Here is a 17497-nt window from a genome sequence, read left to right as displayed (position 1 = left end):
TGCACACGGCTCAGGTTTCGCGAAAGGCCTTGGCGAAATAGTCGGTGAAGGGTTTCACCAGATAGGCCAGGGGTGTCCGGTCCGCAGTGCGAATGTAGGCCTGAACAGGCATGCCGGGGATCAGCGTGCTGCCTTTGGGCAGGCGGTCGATCTCTCCCTCCGAGAGCACGATTTCAGCGCGGTAGTAACTGACTTTCGAGCCATCGTCCTGAAACGCATCTGCCGAAATCTGCACCACCCTCCCAAACAGCTCGGGCGTTTCGCGTTGGTTCAGCGCGGGGAATCTCAGCGAGACTTTCTGTTCCAGAAACAACTGGTCGATGTGGATCGGCAGCACCTGCGCCGCGATGATCAGGGGCCGGTCTTGCGGCACAAGGTACATCAACGGATCTGCGGGGCGGATGACCGACCGCGGGGCAAAGACCTGCAAACCATAGACAACCCCGGATACGGGTGCGGTGATCAACATGCGATCCAGCCGTTCAAGCAAGGCGCGGCGTTGCTCGGCCAGTTCGCGTTCGCGAAACTGAGAGTCACGCAGTGTAGTGATCGCTTCTTCGCGCCGCTGGGTGTCCAGCTTGAGGATTTCGATGTCGATTTCGGTGCTGCGGCCTTCGGCCTGTGCCTTCTGCGCAGTGAGGTCTCCCACCGTGCCCGACAGCCGGGCCTCTTCGCGCTGAAGGCTCAGCACCCGGCTCGCCTGAGCGAGACCCTTGTCGAGCAGGGAGCGCTGATCAGCCAGCTCTTCTTCGATCAGTTCGAGCTGACGAATAAGCGCGGTCTGCTGTGCCTCGATGCCGACGGTCTGATCGGCGATCTGTTCGCGCCGTTTGGACAGCTGCTCAATCTCGCGGGCGATTGAATCACGCCTCGCGGAAAACAGGTTTCGTTGCCCTTCCACCAGCTCAGCGACTTCGTCATCGGCTTCTGCACGGGTCAGAACGTCCTCGTCAAAGGTCACTGTGTCCAAACCATCGCGTTCTGCCTGCAGGCGGGCGCGGCGTGCCACCAGTTCGAAGTACTGTCCTTCCACAATGTTCAGTTCAGACTGCACGCGGATGGCATCCAACCGGATCAGCGGGTCGCCGATCTTGACCGTATCGCCTTCGCCCACAAGGATTTCGGCGACCACGCCACCATCGGGATGCTGGACCACCTGCCGGTTCTGGTCGACTTCGATCTGTCCCGAAGCGACGATCGCGCCGGAAATGTTCGTCGTGGCGGCCCAGACCCCAAACCCGCCGATCAGCAGGGCCAGCCCCAGCAGGCCGATCACCACCGGGGTGCGCATGGGGAATTCTCTGTCTGACGGGGAACTCATCGAACACCTCCGGGGCTGACGGCCTTGGTGATTTGCTTGTGGTTCTGTACCATCTGTTTCAGCACTTCATCCTTTGGGCCAAAGGCCGCGCGGTTGCCACCTTCGAGCATCAGGAGCATGTCGCATTCCTTGATCGCGGCTGGGCGGTGAGCCATGATCAGCACCGATTTGCCCTGGGATTTCATGATGCGGATGGCCTGATTGACCGCCTCTGATCCCTCGTTGTCGAGGTTCGAATTCGGTTCGTCCAGGACCAGAATCTTCGGGTCGCCATACATCGCGCGGGCCAGACCAATGCGCTGCATCTGGCCACCCGACAACCGCCCGCCCGTCGCTGAAACGCGGGTGTCGTAGCCATCGGGCAGTTTCAGGATCATGTCATGCGCTGCCGCCTTTTTGGCCGCTTCGACAACTTTGGCAGAATCAGGGGTCGACGACAAACGCGCGATATTTTCGGCGATCGTACCGTCGAAGAGAGTGACTCGCTGTGGCAGGTAGCCGATATAGCGGCCCAGAACATCCGGGCCGTACTGGTCGATCGACGCACCGTCCAGACGGATCTTGCCGCCTGCGGGCTTCCATACGCCGGTCAAGGCGCGGGCCAGAGTGGATTTCCCCGCCCCGGATGCGCCGATGACGCCGACAGCCTGCCCGGGCAGCACTGTAAAGCTGAGCAGCCGCAGCGACGCCTGCTGCTCACCCGGCGGTACCACGGTCAGCTGCATGACATCGAGTTTGGCTTGAGGCACCGGCAGATCTGTACGCGGCGCCTCTTGCGGTACCTCGCTTAGCAGACGTGAGAGGTTTTCCCACCCCTTGCGGGCGCGTTCGATCAGCGCCCACTGGCCGATGGCCATTTCGATCGGGGCCAGGGCGCGCCCCATCAGAATGGAACCGGCAATCATCGCGCCGCCCGTCATTTCATTCTGCAGGACCAGATAGGCGCCCAAACCCAGCATGGCGGATTGCAGCAGCATGCGCAGCGTCTTGGTCAGAGTCGAAAAGGTGCCCAGCAGATCGGCCGATGCGATCTGCCCCTTTAGTGAGGCGTCCCGCGAACTCTGCCAGCGGCGGAAGGCATCGCCGCGCATGCCCATGGCTTGGACCATTTCGGATTCGCCGCGGATCTGGTCCGAGATCTTTTCCGCCTGAAAGGTAGCTGTGTTGGATTTCAGAGTCGGGTTGCGCGTGACGAACTGGTTGATGATCGTGATCACGATCAGAGTCGCACCGCCCACGATGGCCAGGTAGCCCAACCAAGGGTGGAACAGCATGATCCCAAAAAGGAAGAAAGGTGTCCAAGGCAGGTCGAAAAGGGCCAGCAGTACGGGTGAAGCCATCAGGCGCTGCACCGATTCGAGGTCACGCAACCCGGTTGCAGCCAGTTCATCCGGCTTTATTGCCGCACGCCGTACAACGGCATCGAAGACCCGCAGATCAAGCCGTGACTGGAACCGTGCCGCAACCCGCCCCATGACGCGGCCGCGCACATAGTCCAGCAGGCCCATCATGCCGTAGAGAAACACAACGATCAGCGACAGGGCAATCAGTGTGGCCACTGACCCAGAGCCGAGCACGCGGTCATAGACCTGGAGCATGTACAGCGGCCCGGTCAGCATCAGAAGGTTCACGAAGAAGCTGAAGACGCCGACGAACCAGTAGTAAGGTCGGCTCTCACGCCGGATCGCGATCAGTTCGTCGCGCCCCTGAGTTGTTCGGTTTGGTGCCATCTGAAGATTCATGCCCTTCGAATTCGATAAGTTTCTGAATTTTCCGTAGTATCAGACCTTTGATAGTGCATATTTCCGCCGCGTCACAAACTCTTTGTTGGGGACGGCGAGGCTGGTGCCTGGTGCTATTGCGTCGTGCGTCGCTGCGTCTGGGCCTCTCTCCTCAGCGGCTCAATTGCCGCCAAGGATATCTCGCAGGAGCTTGTTCATGAAGTTTTCTATCGGATCCGGCTGGCGCTGCGGTTGCGATTGGGGTTCCGCCTGTTGCGGTTGGGAAACCACCTGCGTTGCGGGGCGTTCCGGCACGATCATAGGGAGCGGCTTCGGCTCGATCCCCTCATTGACGCGCACCATCACCTCTCGCCAGATGTCGGCGGGCAGACCGCCACCGGTCACGCCTGTCAGCGGCGTATTGTCGTCGTTGCCCATCCAGACACCAGCGACATAATCCGCTGTAAAGCCGACGAACCAGGCGTCGCGTGCTGCCTGTGTCGTTCCCGTCTTGCCGGCCGCCTCGCGCCCTTCTAGCCGCGCCCGCCGTCCGGTGCCTTCCGAAATTACCTTTTCCATCATGTAGATCAGTTCTTTGGCGGCGTTTTCGTTGATCACCCGTTCTCCGATACCACCGCCCGCGCCGATCATCGGGTCGGGGTCGCCCTTGATGCGCAGTTCCATCAGGCCATATGGGCGGACAGAGGACCCGCCGTTCAGGATGCCCGCATAGGCCCCGGTCATTTCCAGAAGAGAGGCTTCTGAGGTGCCGAGAGCCATGGCTGGCGTGTTGTCGATGTCCGAACGGATGCCGAACTGATCAGCCACCTGCCGGACCATGTCGCGGCCGACCGACTCGGAAATCTTCACTGCCGGGATGTTCAGCGAATTGGTGAGCGCGTCTGTCAGCGTGACACGACCCTTGAATTCCTTTGTGTAGTTCTTGGGGCACCATTGACCGGAACCGGGGATGTTCATGCAAAAGGGTTCGTCCACGACGGTATCGAAAGGCCCGTGGCCGAGTTCCAGCGCAGTGGCATAGACAAAGGGCTTGAAGGCCGAGCCGGTCTGCCGCTTGGCCTGAGTTGCGCGGTTGAATACGCCCGACACCCCGGTTTTTCGCCCGCCCACCATCGCGCGGACAGCGCCGTCTGCGGACATGACGACGATCGCTGCCTGCGCCTTGGATCCATCGCGCACCTTTTCGTCAAAGACGGCGTTCATGGCATCTTCGGCAGCGCGTTGCAGGCGTTGATCCAGAGTGGTGCGAATTTCGACATCTTGCCGCGACTCGACAGAGGCGAAATCGGGAAGGTTATCCATCACCCAGTCGGCGAAATAGCCACCGGCGCGCGCCTCGGCTGCGTCGGACAGGACTGCGGGGTGGGCGCGTGCATCATCGGCCTGAGCCGTTGTCAGGTAACCCTGATCCTGCATCAGCCCGATGACAGTCGCGGCCCGTTCACGCGACCGATCCATGTTCGACGTCGGCGCGAGCGAGGATGGCGCGGTCAACAGGCCGGCGATCATTGCGGATTCCGCAGGGTTCAGCGCCGATGCGGGTTTTGAGAAATAGCGCTGTGCCGCGGCTTCGGCCCCGTAGGCACCACCGCCCAGATAAGCGCGATTCAGATAGATCGACAGGATGTCCTTCTTGGTGAACTTGATCTCCATCGCTATGGCATAAAGCGCTTCCTTTGCCTTGCGGGCCAAGGATCCCTGACGGCAGTCGCCGACAAATTCCGCTTCGTTCTTCCACTTGGTCGCATCGTATTCCACGCCAAGACAAAGGAGCTTGGCCGTCTGCTGCGAGATGGTCGAACCGCCGTGACCCTGTAGCGGGCCGCGGCCTTCGCGCAGGTTGATCCGGATCGCGGATGCGATGCCGATGGGGTCGACGCCCGGATGCAGGAAAAAGCGGCGGTCCTCGGTCGCGATCACAGCGTCGCGCAGGTACGGAGACACAGAGTCCGCAGTCACCGTGCCACCGAACTGGTCGCCGCGCCAGGCAAAGACCTTGCCATCGCGGTCGTGCAGCGTGACCGACCCCTGTGCCCGCCCGTCCAGCAATTGGTTGAGCGGCGGCACCGTGGTGTAGGTATAGGCGACGGCGAGCCCGAGTACGATCATGACGACGGCGCTGACACGCCAGACGATCCTCCAGATCAGCCCGAAGACAAAACCGAAAATCCCCAGGATGAACGCAACAATCGGGTTGCGAGACCGGCGGCGCGGCGCGGTCTTGCGCTTGGGGCGGGCGGTCTTCGCAGGTTTGGCTGCCGCAGGCTTGGCCTTGGTCGGCGCTGCCTTTTTGGGATAGCGGCGATCGGCCACGAGACGTCCCTTGCCACGTCCTGAATCACTCATGTTTTTGCCTGACTGCTGCTCTTTTTGCCAACTTACCCGCTTTGAAGCCGGATGTGGATCGATACTGTGGCAGATCAAAGGTTTTTATTGTGACTAATTTTTATACAAAAATCCACATTAGTGCAAAATTTGTGCATTTTGACCCCGGCAATGGTCGTAAAACTGGCGCTCTGCTCTTTCAAAAGCTGGCTACAAACCTCCTTCTTCGGGGCATAACGCAGGCCCCAACCTGCCAAACCGAAAGGGACCAAGGTGAAACTCATCATTGCAACGATCAAGCCGTTCAAGCTGGAGGAGGTTCGCGAGGCGCTGACCGCCGTCGGCGTTCGCGGCATGATGGTGACTGAAATCAAGGGCTTCGGCTCGCAATCGGGACATACCGAAATCTACCGCGGGGCTGAGTACGCGGTGAATTTCGTACCAAAAATCAAGCTGGAGATCGTCGTGTCCGCCGCAATGGCAGAGCAGGTGGTCGAGACCATCGCAAAGACGGCGCAGACCGGCAAGATCGGCGACGGCAAGATTTTTGTACTGGACGTGTTGCAAGCCGTGCGCGTGCGCACCGGCGAGACCAACGCAGACGCGCTCTGATAACGCGGCGACGAGAGACAAAGGGAAACGGACGAATGAAACTTCTCAAGACACTAGCCCCGGCTGCCGCGCTGATCGCGCTGCCCGCTCTGGGGTTTGCGCAGGACGCCACGGCTGACGCCGCTGCCGTGCCTGACATCAACCCCTATATCTTCACGACGCTGCTGTTTCTTATCGGCGGCTTCCTCGTGTTCTGGATGGCTGCGGGTTTCGCCATGCTCGAAGCGGGCCTCGTGCGGTCCAAGAACGTGGCGATGCAGCTTACCAAGAACATCGCGCTGTTTTCCATTGCGGCGATCATGTATTGGCTGGTCGGCTTCAACCTGATGTACCCGGGCGACGGCTGGTTGGTTGCGGGCTATGTCGGCATGCTGTTCTCGCCCACCGTGCTTGAACCGGTCGGCCTTGATGCTTCGGCAGCGGCGCTGGATTATGCCTCGGTTGCGTCGGACTTTTTCTTTCAGCTGATGTTCTGCGCCACCACGGCGTCGATCGTGTCGGGAACGCTTGCTGAGCGTATCAAGCTTTGGCCCTTCCTGATCTTTGTCGTTGTTTTGACTGGGTTTATCTACCCGATCGAAGCATCCTGGCAGTGGGGCGGCGGCTGGCTGTCGGAAGCTGGTTTCTCTGACTTCGCGGGTTCGACCCTTGTGCATGCGGCAGGTGGTTTTGCAGCCCTCGCAGGTGCGCTGATCCTTGGACCACGTATCGGCAAGTACAACAAAGAAGGCCGCACGGTTCCGATCCCCGGTTCCAACCTCGCGCTTGCCACTCTGGGTACGTTTATCCTGTGGCTGGGGTGGTTCGGCTTCAACGGTGGTTCGCAGCTCGCGGCGGGTACTGTGGGCGATGTCACTGATATCAGTCGGATTTTTGCCAACACGAACATGGCGGCGGCTGCCGGGTCTGTTGCTGCGCTGATCCTGACGCAGGTGCTGTACAAGAAGGTCGACCTGACCATGGTACTGAACGGCGCGCTGGCTGGCCTCGTTTCGATCACGGCCGGACCGCTTGATCCGACCCTGTTCGGGGCGCTCTGGATCGGTGCCGTTGGTGGTATCATCGTCGTCTTCGCTGTGCCGATGCTGGACAAGATGAAGATCGATGACGTCGTCGGCGCCATCCCGGTTCACCTGCTGGCAGGCATCTGGGGTACACTGGCTGTGCCGTTCTACACCGAAGGCACATCATTTGGTGTGCAGGCGCTGGGTGTGATCTCGATCGGTCTGTTTGTCTTCGTGACCTCCGCCGTGCTGTGGTTCATCCTTAAGGCAGTCGTTGGTATCCGTGTCAGCGAAGAAGACGAGATCAACGGTCTCGACATGGCTGAGCTGGGCATGGAAGCCTATCCTGAGTTCTCCAAAGGCTGATCTCCTCCTTCCATCAGTCTTTAGTGACCAACTGCCCGGGCGTTCGCGCCCGGGTTTTTTTGTGCCGAAATTTTGTGGGAAAAGGGCGTATGGAACCCGTATGGCAGCCGTATGGAAACCGTATGGCTCGTGTATGGCTGACCCGCGCGCGCCGGTCTGGCTGGCGCGCGCGGAAAGCTTGGTCTGGTCGGCCTTGCGGGGCCGGGTCGGGCCGGTGTCAGGGGCCGGGACGGGCCGGTGTCAGGGGGCGACGCGTTCCGGTGCACCGTTGCCCATGTTGGTGCCGATGTAGGGTTTCTTGGCTGCCTTCCAGGCACCAAAGCCACCGTCGAGATGTGCGATCTGGTGAAGCCCCGCCGCAATCGCCGCCTTGGCCATCCGTTCCGAACGCAGACCCGAGCCGCAGTGCAGCACGATGCGCTTTTCGCTTTGGCCGGGCAGCTTGGTCGCGTCAAAGAAGGCCATCGGCATCAGCAGCGCACCTTCGATATGTTCGAACATGTATTCCTGCGGTGTGCGCACATCGATCAGGACGATCTTATTTGCGGCAAGGGCTGTCTGTACCTCGTCCGGGCTCCAGGATTCGAGGGTCACGCCGCCGTGCATTTCAGTTTTCATCATGCGTTCCTTTCGGGGAAATAATTGGCAGGAATCTTGAAGTAGCTGCGCCCGTCGGATTCCGGGTCAGGCATACGGCCGCCGCGCAGGTTGACCTGAAGCGCTTGCAGCATCCGGTCGGGCAGGTTCAGTGTGGCATCGCGGGCGTCACGCAGTTTGCGAAAATCGGCTTCGGAGACGCCCCCGCCGATGTGTTTGTTGTGGGCTCGGTGGTCGGCCACTGTTGCCTCCCACGCCGGATCCTTGCGATCACCGACCGGGGGATAGTCGTGGCCGACGAACAGGCGGGTGTTGTCGGGCAGTTCCAGCAGGCGCTGAAGCGACGCGTAGAGTTCGGCAGAGGAACCGCCGGGGAAATCGGCGCGGGTGGTGCCGGCGTCCACATGCATGAAGGTGTCATGCACAAAGGCCGCGTCACCGATCACATAGGTGATGGACCCCAGCGTATGGCCCGGCGACAGGATCACCTGCACGTCAAGATTGCCAAGCTTGAAGGTGTCGCCATCGGCAAACAGGTGGTCAAAGTCGCGATCCGGGTCAAAGGCGTCCGGCAGGTGGTAGAACCCGGCCCAGAGCCCGGCGATGTCGCGGACCTTTTCACCGATGCCCGTGGGGGCGCCGGTCTGTTCCTTGAGCCAGTGCTGGGCCATCATGTGGTCGGCATGGGGGTGGGTGTCGAGGATCCAGGCCACGGTCAGGCCGTTGTCGCGCACAAAATCCAGCGCGGTCTGGGCCGAGCGGAAGGCGGTGGACCCACTGGCCGGATCAAAATCCTGCACGATGTCGATCAGTGCGGCCTGTTTCGTTGCCGGGTCTGACACGACGAATTGCACGGACCCGGTATCGGGTTCGTAAAATCCGTCGACGCGCGGTGACGCTGGGCCGGTCGAGGGGCTGGTACGTGTGAACATGGTACGCTCCTGTAGTGTAATTTATATGTATTCAAGTAAGTGAATATATTGAACTGTCAAGGTTCAGGCCGAGGCAAGTTTGTCACGACAATGGGCAATCATGAAACCCGCGAAAAGCTGTACTTTGGGGTCACGAAACCGGCGTGACGGGCTGAGGCAGGCAAGTTGCGTCGGGTAGGGCGGCGTTGCGGTCGCCACGGGAACAAGCGCGCCTGAGCGCAGATGTTCCGCGACTTCGAATTCGGGTTTCAGAATGATGCCGCAGCCGTCGATGGCCCATTGGGTCAGCACATCGCCATCATCGGATTCGAAGGGGCCGGAGATTTCGTAGCGGCGGGGGCCGTCGGGGGTTTGCACGGTCCACTGGAATTCGCGGGCACCGGGAAAGCGCAGGTTGAGGCAGTCGTGACGGTCCGCAACAAGGGCTGCGCCGTCGACCGGATTGCCGCGCCGGGCGATATAACCGGGGGCGGCGACCAGAAGCCGGGGGCAGTCGGCAATCATCCGCACCTTGAGGTCGCTGTCGCTGAGCGTGCCAAGGTGAAAGGCAAGGTCCAGACCTTCGGCGGTGACATCGACCAGCCGGTCGGACAGGCGCAGGCGAATGTCGATGTCGGGGTACATCTTCTTGAACCGGGGCACGGCGGGGGCAATGATCCGGCGGCCCAGACCCAAGGGGGCGGAAACGAACAGCGTGCCCTTTGGGGATTGGGTCGCCTCCATCACCGTGGCTTCGGCGGTTTCGATGGCCTCCAGGATGTTCAGCGCGCCGTCATAGAACAGACGCCCGTGTTCGGTTGCGTGCAGCGCGCGGGTGGTGCGATTGAACAGCCGCACGCCAAGGTGGCGTTCGAGTTCGGCAATGCGCGACGAGGCCACGGCGGGCGACGTGCGCTGATCCCGCGCCGCCGCCGACATATTGCCCAATTCATAGACGCGCACGAACATGCGGATGTTGTTTACATAAGCCATATCGATTTTTCGGGTATGCTTGAAACTGTGTCGTGATTTGAAGGATTAACAAACAAGTGCCGCGGCGTATAGCGTGGTCTCTGGAATGGTAGTGGAGGCGGGCATGTATGATCTTGCGGCGATGGGCGCCTGGTTGGAGTTCGCGGTGCGCTGGGTGCATGTCATCACGGCCATCGCCTGGATCGGGGCATCGTTCTATTTCATCGCGCTGGATCTGGGTCTGCACCGGGATCGCAATCTGCCCAGCGGCGCGGATGGCGAGGAATGGCAGGTCCACGGCGGTGGTTTCTACCACATCCAGAAATACCTTGTCGCGCCGGACCACATGCCGGGCGGCCTCATCTGGCACAAATGGCAAAGCTATTCGACATGGCTGTCGGGCTTTGCGCTGCTGTTTCTGGTCTACTACCTCGGGTCGGAGTTCTATCTGATCGACCCGGCGGTGATGGATCTGGCGGGCTGGCAGGCGATCCTGATCTCGCTCGCGTCGCTGGGGTTTGGCTGGGTGGTCTATGACCAGATCTGCAAATCCCGCTTTGGCGACAACAACACGCGGCTGATGGTGCTTCTCTATGTGATCCTTGTGGGCATGGCGTATTTCTACGCTTCGGTGTTTTCAGGCCGTGCGGCGCTGCTGCATCTGGGTGCGTTCACCGCGACGATCATGTCGGCGAACGTGTTCATGATCATCATCCCGAACCAGAAGATCGTCGTAGATGACCTGATGAATGGCCGCATGCCGGATGCGAAATACGGCAAGATTGCCAAGCAGCGGTCGACGCACAACAACTACCTGACCCTGCCGGTGATCTTTCTGATGCTGAGCAATCACTATCCGCTGGCCTTTGCGAGCGAATATAACTGGGCGATTGCGAGTCTGGTGTTCCTGATGGGGGTGACGATCCGGCATTATTTCAATTCGATGCATGCAAGGAAGGGTGAGCCGACCTGGACCTGGCTGGCCACGGCGGTCCTGTTCATCCTGATCATGTGGCTGAGCACCGCGCCGATGTTCCGTGCGGAGGAGCCCGAGGTGGCATCAGGTGCCGCGCTGCGGTTTGCCGAGGCCGAGGGATTCCCACAGGTGCATGACATCGTGATGGGCCGCTGTTCAATGTGTCATGCGGCCGAACCGGCGTGGGAGGGTCTGCTTTGGCCGCCCAAGGGAGTGCGCCTTGAGACCGAGGCGCAGATCGCGCGGCAGGCCAAAGAGATTTACCTGCAGGCCGGGCTGGGCCATGCAATGCCACCCGCCAATCTGTCGTTCATTTCCGAAGAAGAACGTGCGCAGATCCGCGCGTGGTACGCCGCCGCCACTGACGGCTGATTGCGTGGTTACCCGGCCTTTGTCGAGAGGCCGATCGGGGTAAACCACGTGCTGGCAAACGCCTCGCCGTAGAGGGAGGCGATGATTTCGTAGCTGAACAGTGAAATTGGCATAGGAACCTCCTGCCATGTGTTGAGTATCTGTAGCGTGAACGGAATTGGTTACTAAATGTTCCATATCGCCAAAAATTTGAAATAATATTGCGGGATCGGGTCGGCCCAGAGGGGGCTGAGGGGCGGTTGTTCGCGTCTGTCACACTGAAAACGGACATTTCAGAATCGCCCAAGGCTTGCTAAGTCTAGTGGCATGAACACGCACCCCCACCATATCCGCCCTGTTATCCGTCAGCTGGATGAAACCGCGATCAACCGCATTGCGGCGGGTGAGGTGGTTGAGCGCCCGGCGTCAGCAGTCAAGGAATTGGTCGAAAACGCCATTGATGCGGGCGCGCGACGGATTTCGATTGATCTGGCGGATGGTGGCAAGACGCTGATCCGGATCACGGATGACGGCTGTGGGATGTCGCCGGATGAGCTGCCGCTGGCGCTGAGCCGTCATGCGACCTCCAAGATTGACGGTTCTGATCTGCTGAACATCCAGTCCTTTGGGTTTCGTGGCGAAGCGCTGCCCAGTCTGGGTGCCGTCGGGCGGCTGACCATTGCCAGCCGGGCCGAGGGGCATGACGCCGCCGAAATCACCGTCAACGGCGGAACGCCGGGGCCGGTGCGCCCGACGGCGCTGAACGGTGGTACTGTTGTCACGCTGCGGGATCTGTTTTTTGCGACGCCTGCGCGGCTGAAATTCCTGCGCACCGACCGGGCGGAATCCCAGGCGGTTGGCGAGGTGATCCGGCGTCTGGCGATGGCGGAACCTTCGGTCGGCTTCACTCTGCGCGATGTGTCGGGCGGCGGCGCTGGGCGGGTCAGTTTCCGCGCCGATCCGGTGACGGGCGATCTGTTTGATGCGCTGCGCGGGCGGCTGTCGCAGGTGATGGGCGCGGAATTTGTGGAAAACGCGCTGGCCATCGATGCCGAGCGCGACGGTTTTCGCCTGACCGGCTATGCCGCGCTGCCGACCTATTCGCGCGGCTCCGCCGTGGCGCAGCATCTGTTCGTCAACGGGCGGCCCGTGCGGGACAAGCTGCTGATCGGCGCGTTGCGCGGGGCCTATGCCGATTTCCTGAGCCGGGACCGGCATCCGGCGGTGGCGCTGTTCGTGGATTGCGATCCGCACAAGGTTGACGTGAACGTGCATCCGGCGAAATCCGAGGTGCGGTTTCGCGACCCCGGCGTGGTGCGTGGGCTGATCGTTTCGGCCCTGCGCCACGCGCTGGCCGAGGCCGGGCACAGGGCGTCGTCCACCGTGGCGAGTGCGACGCTGGGCGCGATGCGGCCCGAACCGGGCGGTGCGCGGGTCTATCAGATGGACCGTCCGTCGATGGCGGCGCGGCAGGCATCCTATGCGGCGCAGGCACCGGGTTTTGCCGATATGGCAGGGGCCTATAGCGGCCGGGTGGTCGAGCCGTTTGTCGCGCCGGATGCGCCGGAAGAGGCGCCGGTGTCTGCGGACCGGCCATTGGGGGCGGCGCGTGGGCAGGTGCATGAAAACTATATCATCGCCCAGACCGAAACCGGCATTGTCATCGTTGATCAGCACGCGGCGCATGAACGGCTGGTCTATGAAAAGCTGAAAAACCAGATGGCGGAAAACGGCGTCGCGGCGCAGGCGCTGCTGATACCCGAGGTGGTGGACCTGTCGCCGGACGATGCCGGGCGGCTGCTTGAGATTGCCGAGGATCTGTACCGGATGGGGCTGTCGATCGAACCCTTTGGCGGTGGCGCTGTCGCCGTGCGTGAAACGCCGGCCATTCTGGGCGAGGTGAATGCCGAGGCGCTGCTGCGCGACATTCTGGATGAGCTGTCGGATCAGGGAAGTTCGGCGCTGGTTCAGGAAAAGATCGAGGCGATCCTGAGCCGGGTTGCCTGCCACGGGTCGATCCGGTCAGGCCGCGTGATGCGCGCCGAAGAGATGAATGCCCTGCTGCGAGAGATGGAGGCGACGCCGCATTCCGGTCAGTGCAACCACGGGCGGCCGACCTATGTTGAGCTGAAGCTGAGCGATATCGAACGGCTTTTCGGGCGCACATGATCAGCATCGGAGAGACGGTTTTCGCGCTGGATGATCCGGCGGTTCTGATGGGGCTTGCCGGGGCCGGGCTGGGGCTGGTTGTGTTCCTGATGTTGTTTGCGTCACTGCGGGCGGCCAACCGGTCTGCCAGTCTTGCCGCGCCGATTGCGCAGCAGATGGGGGTTCTGGGTGCCCGTGTTCAGGCGCTGGGTGAGGGGCAGGAGAGGCTGGCCGGGGGCCTGCATCATGTGAGCGAGGCACAGGCCAGCAGCCAGACCGCGATGCTGCAACTGATGGAGCAGCGGCTGGCGGCGGTGCAGTTGCAGATGACCGAGAATTTGCATGGCTCGGCCCGGCGTACGGCGCAGAGTCTGGGCGATTTGCAGCAGCGGTTGCAAAGCATCGACAAGGCGCAGGAAAACATCACCAAGCTGTCGGGCGACGTGCTGTCGTTGCAGGATATTCTGAGCAACAAGCAGACGCGCGGTGCCTTTGGTGAAATCCAGTTGACCGATATCGTCGGTAAGGCGCTGCCCAAGGACAGTTACACGCTGCAAGCCACCCTTTCGAACGGCAAAAGGGCGGATTGTCTGATCCATCTGCCCAACCCGCCGGGGCCGATCTGCATCGACAGCAAGTTCCCGCTGGAAGCCTATGAACAGCTGCGGCGGGCGGATACGCAGGAACGTACGGCGCGGGCTGGACAGATGCTGCGGCTGGCGGTGCGCAAACACATCCGGGATATCTCGGAAAAATACATCATCGAGCATGAGACCGCCGATGGCGCGCTGATGTTCCTGCCGTCCGAGGCGGTCTATGCCGAGTTGCACGGGAATTTTCCCGAACTGGTGCGCGAAGGGTTCGCGGCGCGGGTCTGGATCGTTTCACCGACCACCTGCATGGCGACGCTGAACACGATGCGCGCGATCCTGAAAGATGCGCGGATGCAGGAGCAGGCCGGCGCGATTCGCAAGGAGCTGGGCATGCTTTACGCGGATGTGGACCGGCTGGGCAGTCGGGTCGAAAATCTGGACCGGCACTTTGGTCAGGCGGCCAAGGATATTGCCGACATCAAGATCAGTGCCGACAGGGCGGGCAGACGTGCCCGACGTCTGGATAATTTCGATTTCGAGGAGCTGGCCGCCGATGCGCCGGTACCCGTCAGCGGCCTGACCAAATCCGGCGTCTGAGGCGGCTGTTTAGCGCTAACCCCTTGCATTTTGGCTTGGCCCCGTGGTCTGCTCCTGATTGGGAGGAGTCCAAGGGCGCGGCGTTCGGCGGTGATAAGTAGTTTAACGTTAAACCATTTGTTATGCGCGGGTTGCAACGATGTTATGCAATGGCAAGCCTGCCCCTAGGAAACCTCTTGTGATATTCCGGCGCGGACCCGGAAAGCCAACGGCAGAAGGCCGTTTGAGGGAAGTCGGGAATTGGTTTAGGTTTGAACCAAAATAAACGCGCCAGAACGTGCGAGTATTATGACCAAGGGAAGAGGGCATATGACAGACAGCCGAAACGACATCGACGCAGTCGAATCCCAGGAATGGCAGGAGGCGATCGAAGACGTCATCCTGCGCGACGGTCCGGACCGGGCGCATTTCCTGCTCGACAAGGCGGTGCAACAGGCACGTGCGGCCGGGGCCACGCTGCCCTTTTCGGCCACGACGCCCTACCAGAACACGATTTCGCCGGATGACGAGGTCGACATGCCCGGCGACAACGAGATGGAATGGCGGATCCGCGCCATCAACCGTTGGAACGCCATGGCAACTGTCGTGCGGCGCAACAAGGAAAGCAGCGAATACGGCGGGCATATCGCGTCGTTTGCCTCTTCCGCAGCGTTGTACGATGTCGGTCTGAACCACTTCTGGCGCGCCAAATCGGCGATCCACGGCGGCGACCTTGTGTTCTTTCAGGGCCATGTGGTCCCCGGCATCTACGCCCGCTCCTTCATGGAAGGGCGCCTGAGCCAGGAGCAGATGGAAAACTTCCGTTCGGAAGTGAACGGCGGTGGCCTGAGCTCTTATCCCCACCCCTGGCTGATGCCGGATTACTGGCAGTTCCCGACCGTTTCGATGGGTCTGGGGCCGCTGATGGCGATCTATCAGGCGCGGTTCATGAAATACATGCACAACCGCGGCCATATTGACGCCGCCGACCGCAAGGTCTGGTGCTTCCTGGGCGATGGCGAGATGGACGAGCCGGAATCGCTGGGCGCGATTTCACTGGCCGCACGCGAAGGTCTGGATAACCTGATCTTTGTCGTGAACTGCAACCTGCAGCGTCTTGACGGGCCGGTGCGCGGCAACTCGAAGATCGTGCAAGAGCTTGAGGGTGCGTTCCGCGGGGCCGGCTGGGACGTGATCAAGCTGCTCTGGGGCAAGGGCTGGGATGGTCTGCTGGAAAAGGATTCCAGCGGCAAGCTGCGGCAGTTGATGGACGAGACGGTGGACGGCGATTACCAGACGTTCAAATCCAAGGACGGCGCCTATATCCGCGAACATTTCTTTGGCAAGTACCCGGAAACGGCGGCGTTGGTCGAGGACTGGACCGACGACCAGATCTGGTCGCTGCGTCGTGGCGGGCACGATCCGCGCAAGGTCTACAACGCCTTCTTGCGCGCGACCAAGACCAAGGGGCAGCCGGTTTGCCTGCTGGTCAAGACGGTCAAGGGTTATGGCATGGGCACGGCCGGCGAAGGCCAGAACACCAGCCACCAGCAAAAGAAGATGCAAGAGGACCAGATGCGCGCCATGCGCGACCGGTTCAAGGTGCCGGTAGACGATGCCGATCTGGGCAAGGCGCCGTTCATCAGCCTGAACAACGCGCAAAAGGCCTATATGACCGAACGGCGCAAGGATCTGGGCGGGTCTTTCCCGGTCCGTCACTGGCGCGATACGCCCAAGCTGGAAATTCCCGCGCTGACCGCGTTCAAGGGCCAGCTGGAGGCCACCGGGGATCGCGAGATTTCGACCACGATGGCGTTTGTGCGCATCCTGACCACGTTGCTGCGTGACAAGAAGGTGGGCAAGTTCGTCGTGCCGATCGTGCCGGATGAATCCCGCACCTTTGGGATGGAAGGGCTGTTCCGGTCCGTCGGCATCTACAACCCGCTGGGTCAGAACTATACCCCGCAGGACGCCGACCAGATGATGTTCTATAAAGAGAGCAAGGACGGTCAGGTTCTGCAGGAAGGCATCAACGAAGCCGGTGCCATGGCTGACTGGATCGCGGCATCGACATCCTATTCGACCCACGGCGTGCCGATGATCCCGTTCTACATCTACTATTCGATGTTCGGGTTCCAGCGGATCGGTGATCTGGCCTGGGCGGCGGGCGATTCCCGTGCGCGCGGCTTCATGCTGGGCGGTACGGCCGGCCGGACCACGCTGAACGGCGAAGGGTTGCAGCACGAGGACGGGCACAGCCATATCTTTGCGGGCACCATTCCGAATTGCATCAGCTATGACCCGACCTTCAGCTACGAAGTTGCGGTGATCGTGCAGAACGGCATGCAGCGGATGTTTGTCGATCAGGAGGATGTGTTCTTTTACCTCACCCTGATGAACGAGAACTATCAGCATCCCGAAATGCCGATGGGTGCCGAAGAAGGCATCATCAAGGGCCTGTATCGCATGACCAAGACCGGCAAGCCGGCCAAGAAGCATGTGAACCTGATGGGGTCGGGGACGATCCTTGTGCAGGCGATCAAGGCGGCGGAACTGCTGCGCGAGGATTTTGGTGTCACATCCGATATCTGGTCGGCCACGTCGCTGAACCAGCTGGCGCGCGACGGTCAGGATTGTGCACGTCACAACCGCCTGAACCCGCTGACCGAGCAAAAGGTGCCCTATGTCACCCAACTGCTGGAAGGCGTCAAAGGTCCGGTGATCTGCGCCACCGACTATATCAAGAACTACGCCGAACAGATCCGCGCCTTTGTGCCCGGTCGGTTCACGGTTCTGGGCACCGACGGCTTTGGCCGGTCGGACAGCCGGGTCAACCTGCGCCGGTTCTTTGAGGTGGACGCCAACCACATTGCGGCTGCCGCGATGGTGGATCTGTACCGCGAAGGCACAGTCTCTGAGAAAGAGCTGCAAACCGCCCTGAGCAAATACGATGTAGACGGCGGCAAGCCGAACCCGCGCCTGGTTTGAGCAGCGGAAGCGAGG

Annotated in this window: 12 protein-coding genes; 6 read left to right on the top strand and 6 right to left on the bottom strand. The window is 61.1% G+C overall.

All coding sequences use genetic code 11. The annotated features are described in order from the left end of the window. Window positions 1-10: 10 nt before the first annotated feature. The 3 genes from CHB75_RS09285 to CHB75_RS09275 form a co-directional block, all read right to left on the bottom strand. Window positions 11-1321, bottom strand: coding sequence for an HlyD family type I secretion periplasmic adaptor subunit (locus tag CHB75_RS09285; protein ID WP_089270272.1), 1311 nt, complete (start codon window positions 1319-1321; stop codon window positions 11-13). After that, window positions 1318-3051: a type I secretion system permease/ATPase gene (locus tag CHB75_RS09280; RefSeq protein ID WP_089270412.1), complete on the bottom strand. Its 1734-nt coding sequence runs from the start codon at window positions 3049-3051 to the stop codon at window positions 1318-1320. Before CHB75_RS09280 ends, CHB75_RS09285 begins: the two co-directional genes overlap by 4 nt. Window positions 3052-3222: 171 nt before the next feature. Next, entirely contained in the window at window positions 3223-5409 is a 2187-nt protein-coding gene (locus CHB75_RS09275) for a transglycosylase domain-containing protein (RefSeq protein WP_089270271.1), read from the bottom strand. 252 nt (window positions 5410-5661) lie between these two features. Between CHB75_RS09275 and CHB75_RS09270 the strand changes: the two genes are divergently transcribed. Together CHB75_RS09270 and CHB75_RS09265 are read left to right on the top strand one after the other, a co-directional pair. Beyond that, complete coding sequence (locus CHB75_RS09270; RefSeq protein ID WP_089270270.1) at window positions 5662-6000, top strand: P-II family nitrogen regulator; 339 nt, start codon at window positions 5662-5664, stop codon at window positions 5998-6000. Between the two features lie 35 nt (window positions 6001-6035). Beyond that, on the top strand, window positions 6036-7370 hold the full coding sequence (locus tag CHB75_RS09265) for an ammonium transporter (protein WP_089270269.1): 1335 nt from the start codon (window positions 6036-6038) through the stop codon (window positions 7368-7370). Between the two features lie 240 nt (window positions 7371-7610). Here the strand turns inward: CHB75_RS09265 and CHB75_RS09260 are convergent, their stop codons facing one another. The 3 genes from CHB75_RS09260 to CHB75_RS09250 form a co-directional block, all read right to left on the bottom strand. Beyond that, window positions 7611-7988 (bottom strand): rhodanese-like domain-containing protein, encoded by a 378-nt coding sequence (locus CHB75_RS09260; protein WP_089270268.1) that lies wholly within the window; start codon window positions 7986-7988, stop codon window positions 7611-7613. Next, window positions 7988-8899: an MBL fold metallo-hydrolase gene (locus tag CHB75_RS09255; RefSeq protein WP_089270267.1), complete on the bottom strand. Its 912-nt coding sequence runs from the start codon at window positions 8897-8899 to the stop codon at window positions 7988-7990. The genes CHB75_RS09260 and CHB75_RS09255 overlap by 1 nt, the downstream gene beginning before the upstream one ends. A 63-nt stretch (window positions 8900-8962) precedes the next feature. Beyond that, window positions 8963-9871: a LysR family transcriptional regulator gene (locus CHB75_RS09250; RefSeq protein ID WP_089270266.1), complete on the bottom strand. Its 909-nt coding sequence runs from the start codon at window positions 9869-9871 to the stop codon at window positions 8963-8965. Between the two features lie 103 nt (window positions 9872-9974). On the opposite strand from CHB75_RS09250, the gene CHB75_RS09245 reads away from it, so the two are divergent. From CHB75_RS09245 to aceE, 4 genes are all read left to right on the top strand, one after another. Beyond that, window positions 9975-11198 (top strand): urate hydroxylase PuuD, encoded by a 1224-nt coding sequence (locus tag CHB75_RS09245; protein WP_089270265.1) that lies wholly within the window; start codon window positions 9975-9977, stop codon window positions 11196-11198. Between the two features lie 306 nt (window positions 11199-11504). Next, the gene (mutL, locus tag CHB75_RS09240) at window positions 11505-13346 is read left to right on the top strand and encodes a DNA mismatch repair endonuclease MutL (protein ID WP_089270264.1); all 1842 of its coding nucleotides are present in this window, start codon (window positions 11505-11507) and stop codon (window positions 13344-13346) included. Continuing rightward, window positions 13343-14515: a DNA recombination protein RmuC gene (locus CHB75_RS09235; protein WP_089270263.1), complete on the top strand. Its 1173-nt coding sequence runs from the start codon at window positions 13343-13345 to the stop codon at window positions 14513-14515. The genes mutL and CHB75_RS09235 overlap by 4 nt, the downstream gene beginning before the upstream one ends. Before the next feature lie 309 nt (window positions 14516-14824). After that, a complete protein-coding gene (gene aceE / locus CHB75_RS09230) occupies window positions 14825-17482 on the top strand; it encodes a pyruvate dehydrogenase (acetyl-transferring), homodimeric type (RefSeq protein ID WP_089270262.1) in 2658 nt (885 codons plus the stop codon). The last annotated feature ends 15 nt before the right edge of the window (window positions 17483-17497 follow it).

The sequence above is a fragment of the Puniceibacterium sediminis genome, from assembly GCF_900188035.1.
GTDB lineage: Bacteria > Pseudomonadota > Alphaproteobacteria > Rhodobacterales > Rhodobacteraceae > Puniceibacterium > Puniceibacterium sediminis.
This window is presented reverse-complemented; position numbering and strand designations above follow the sequence as displayed.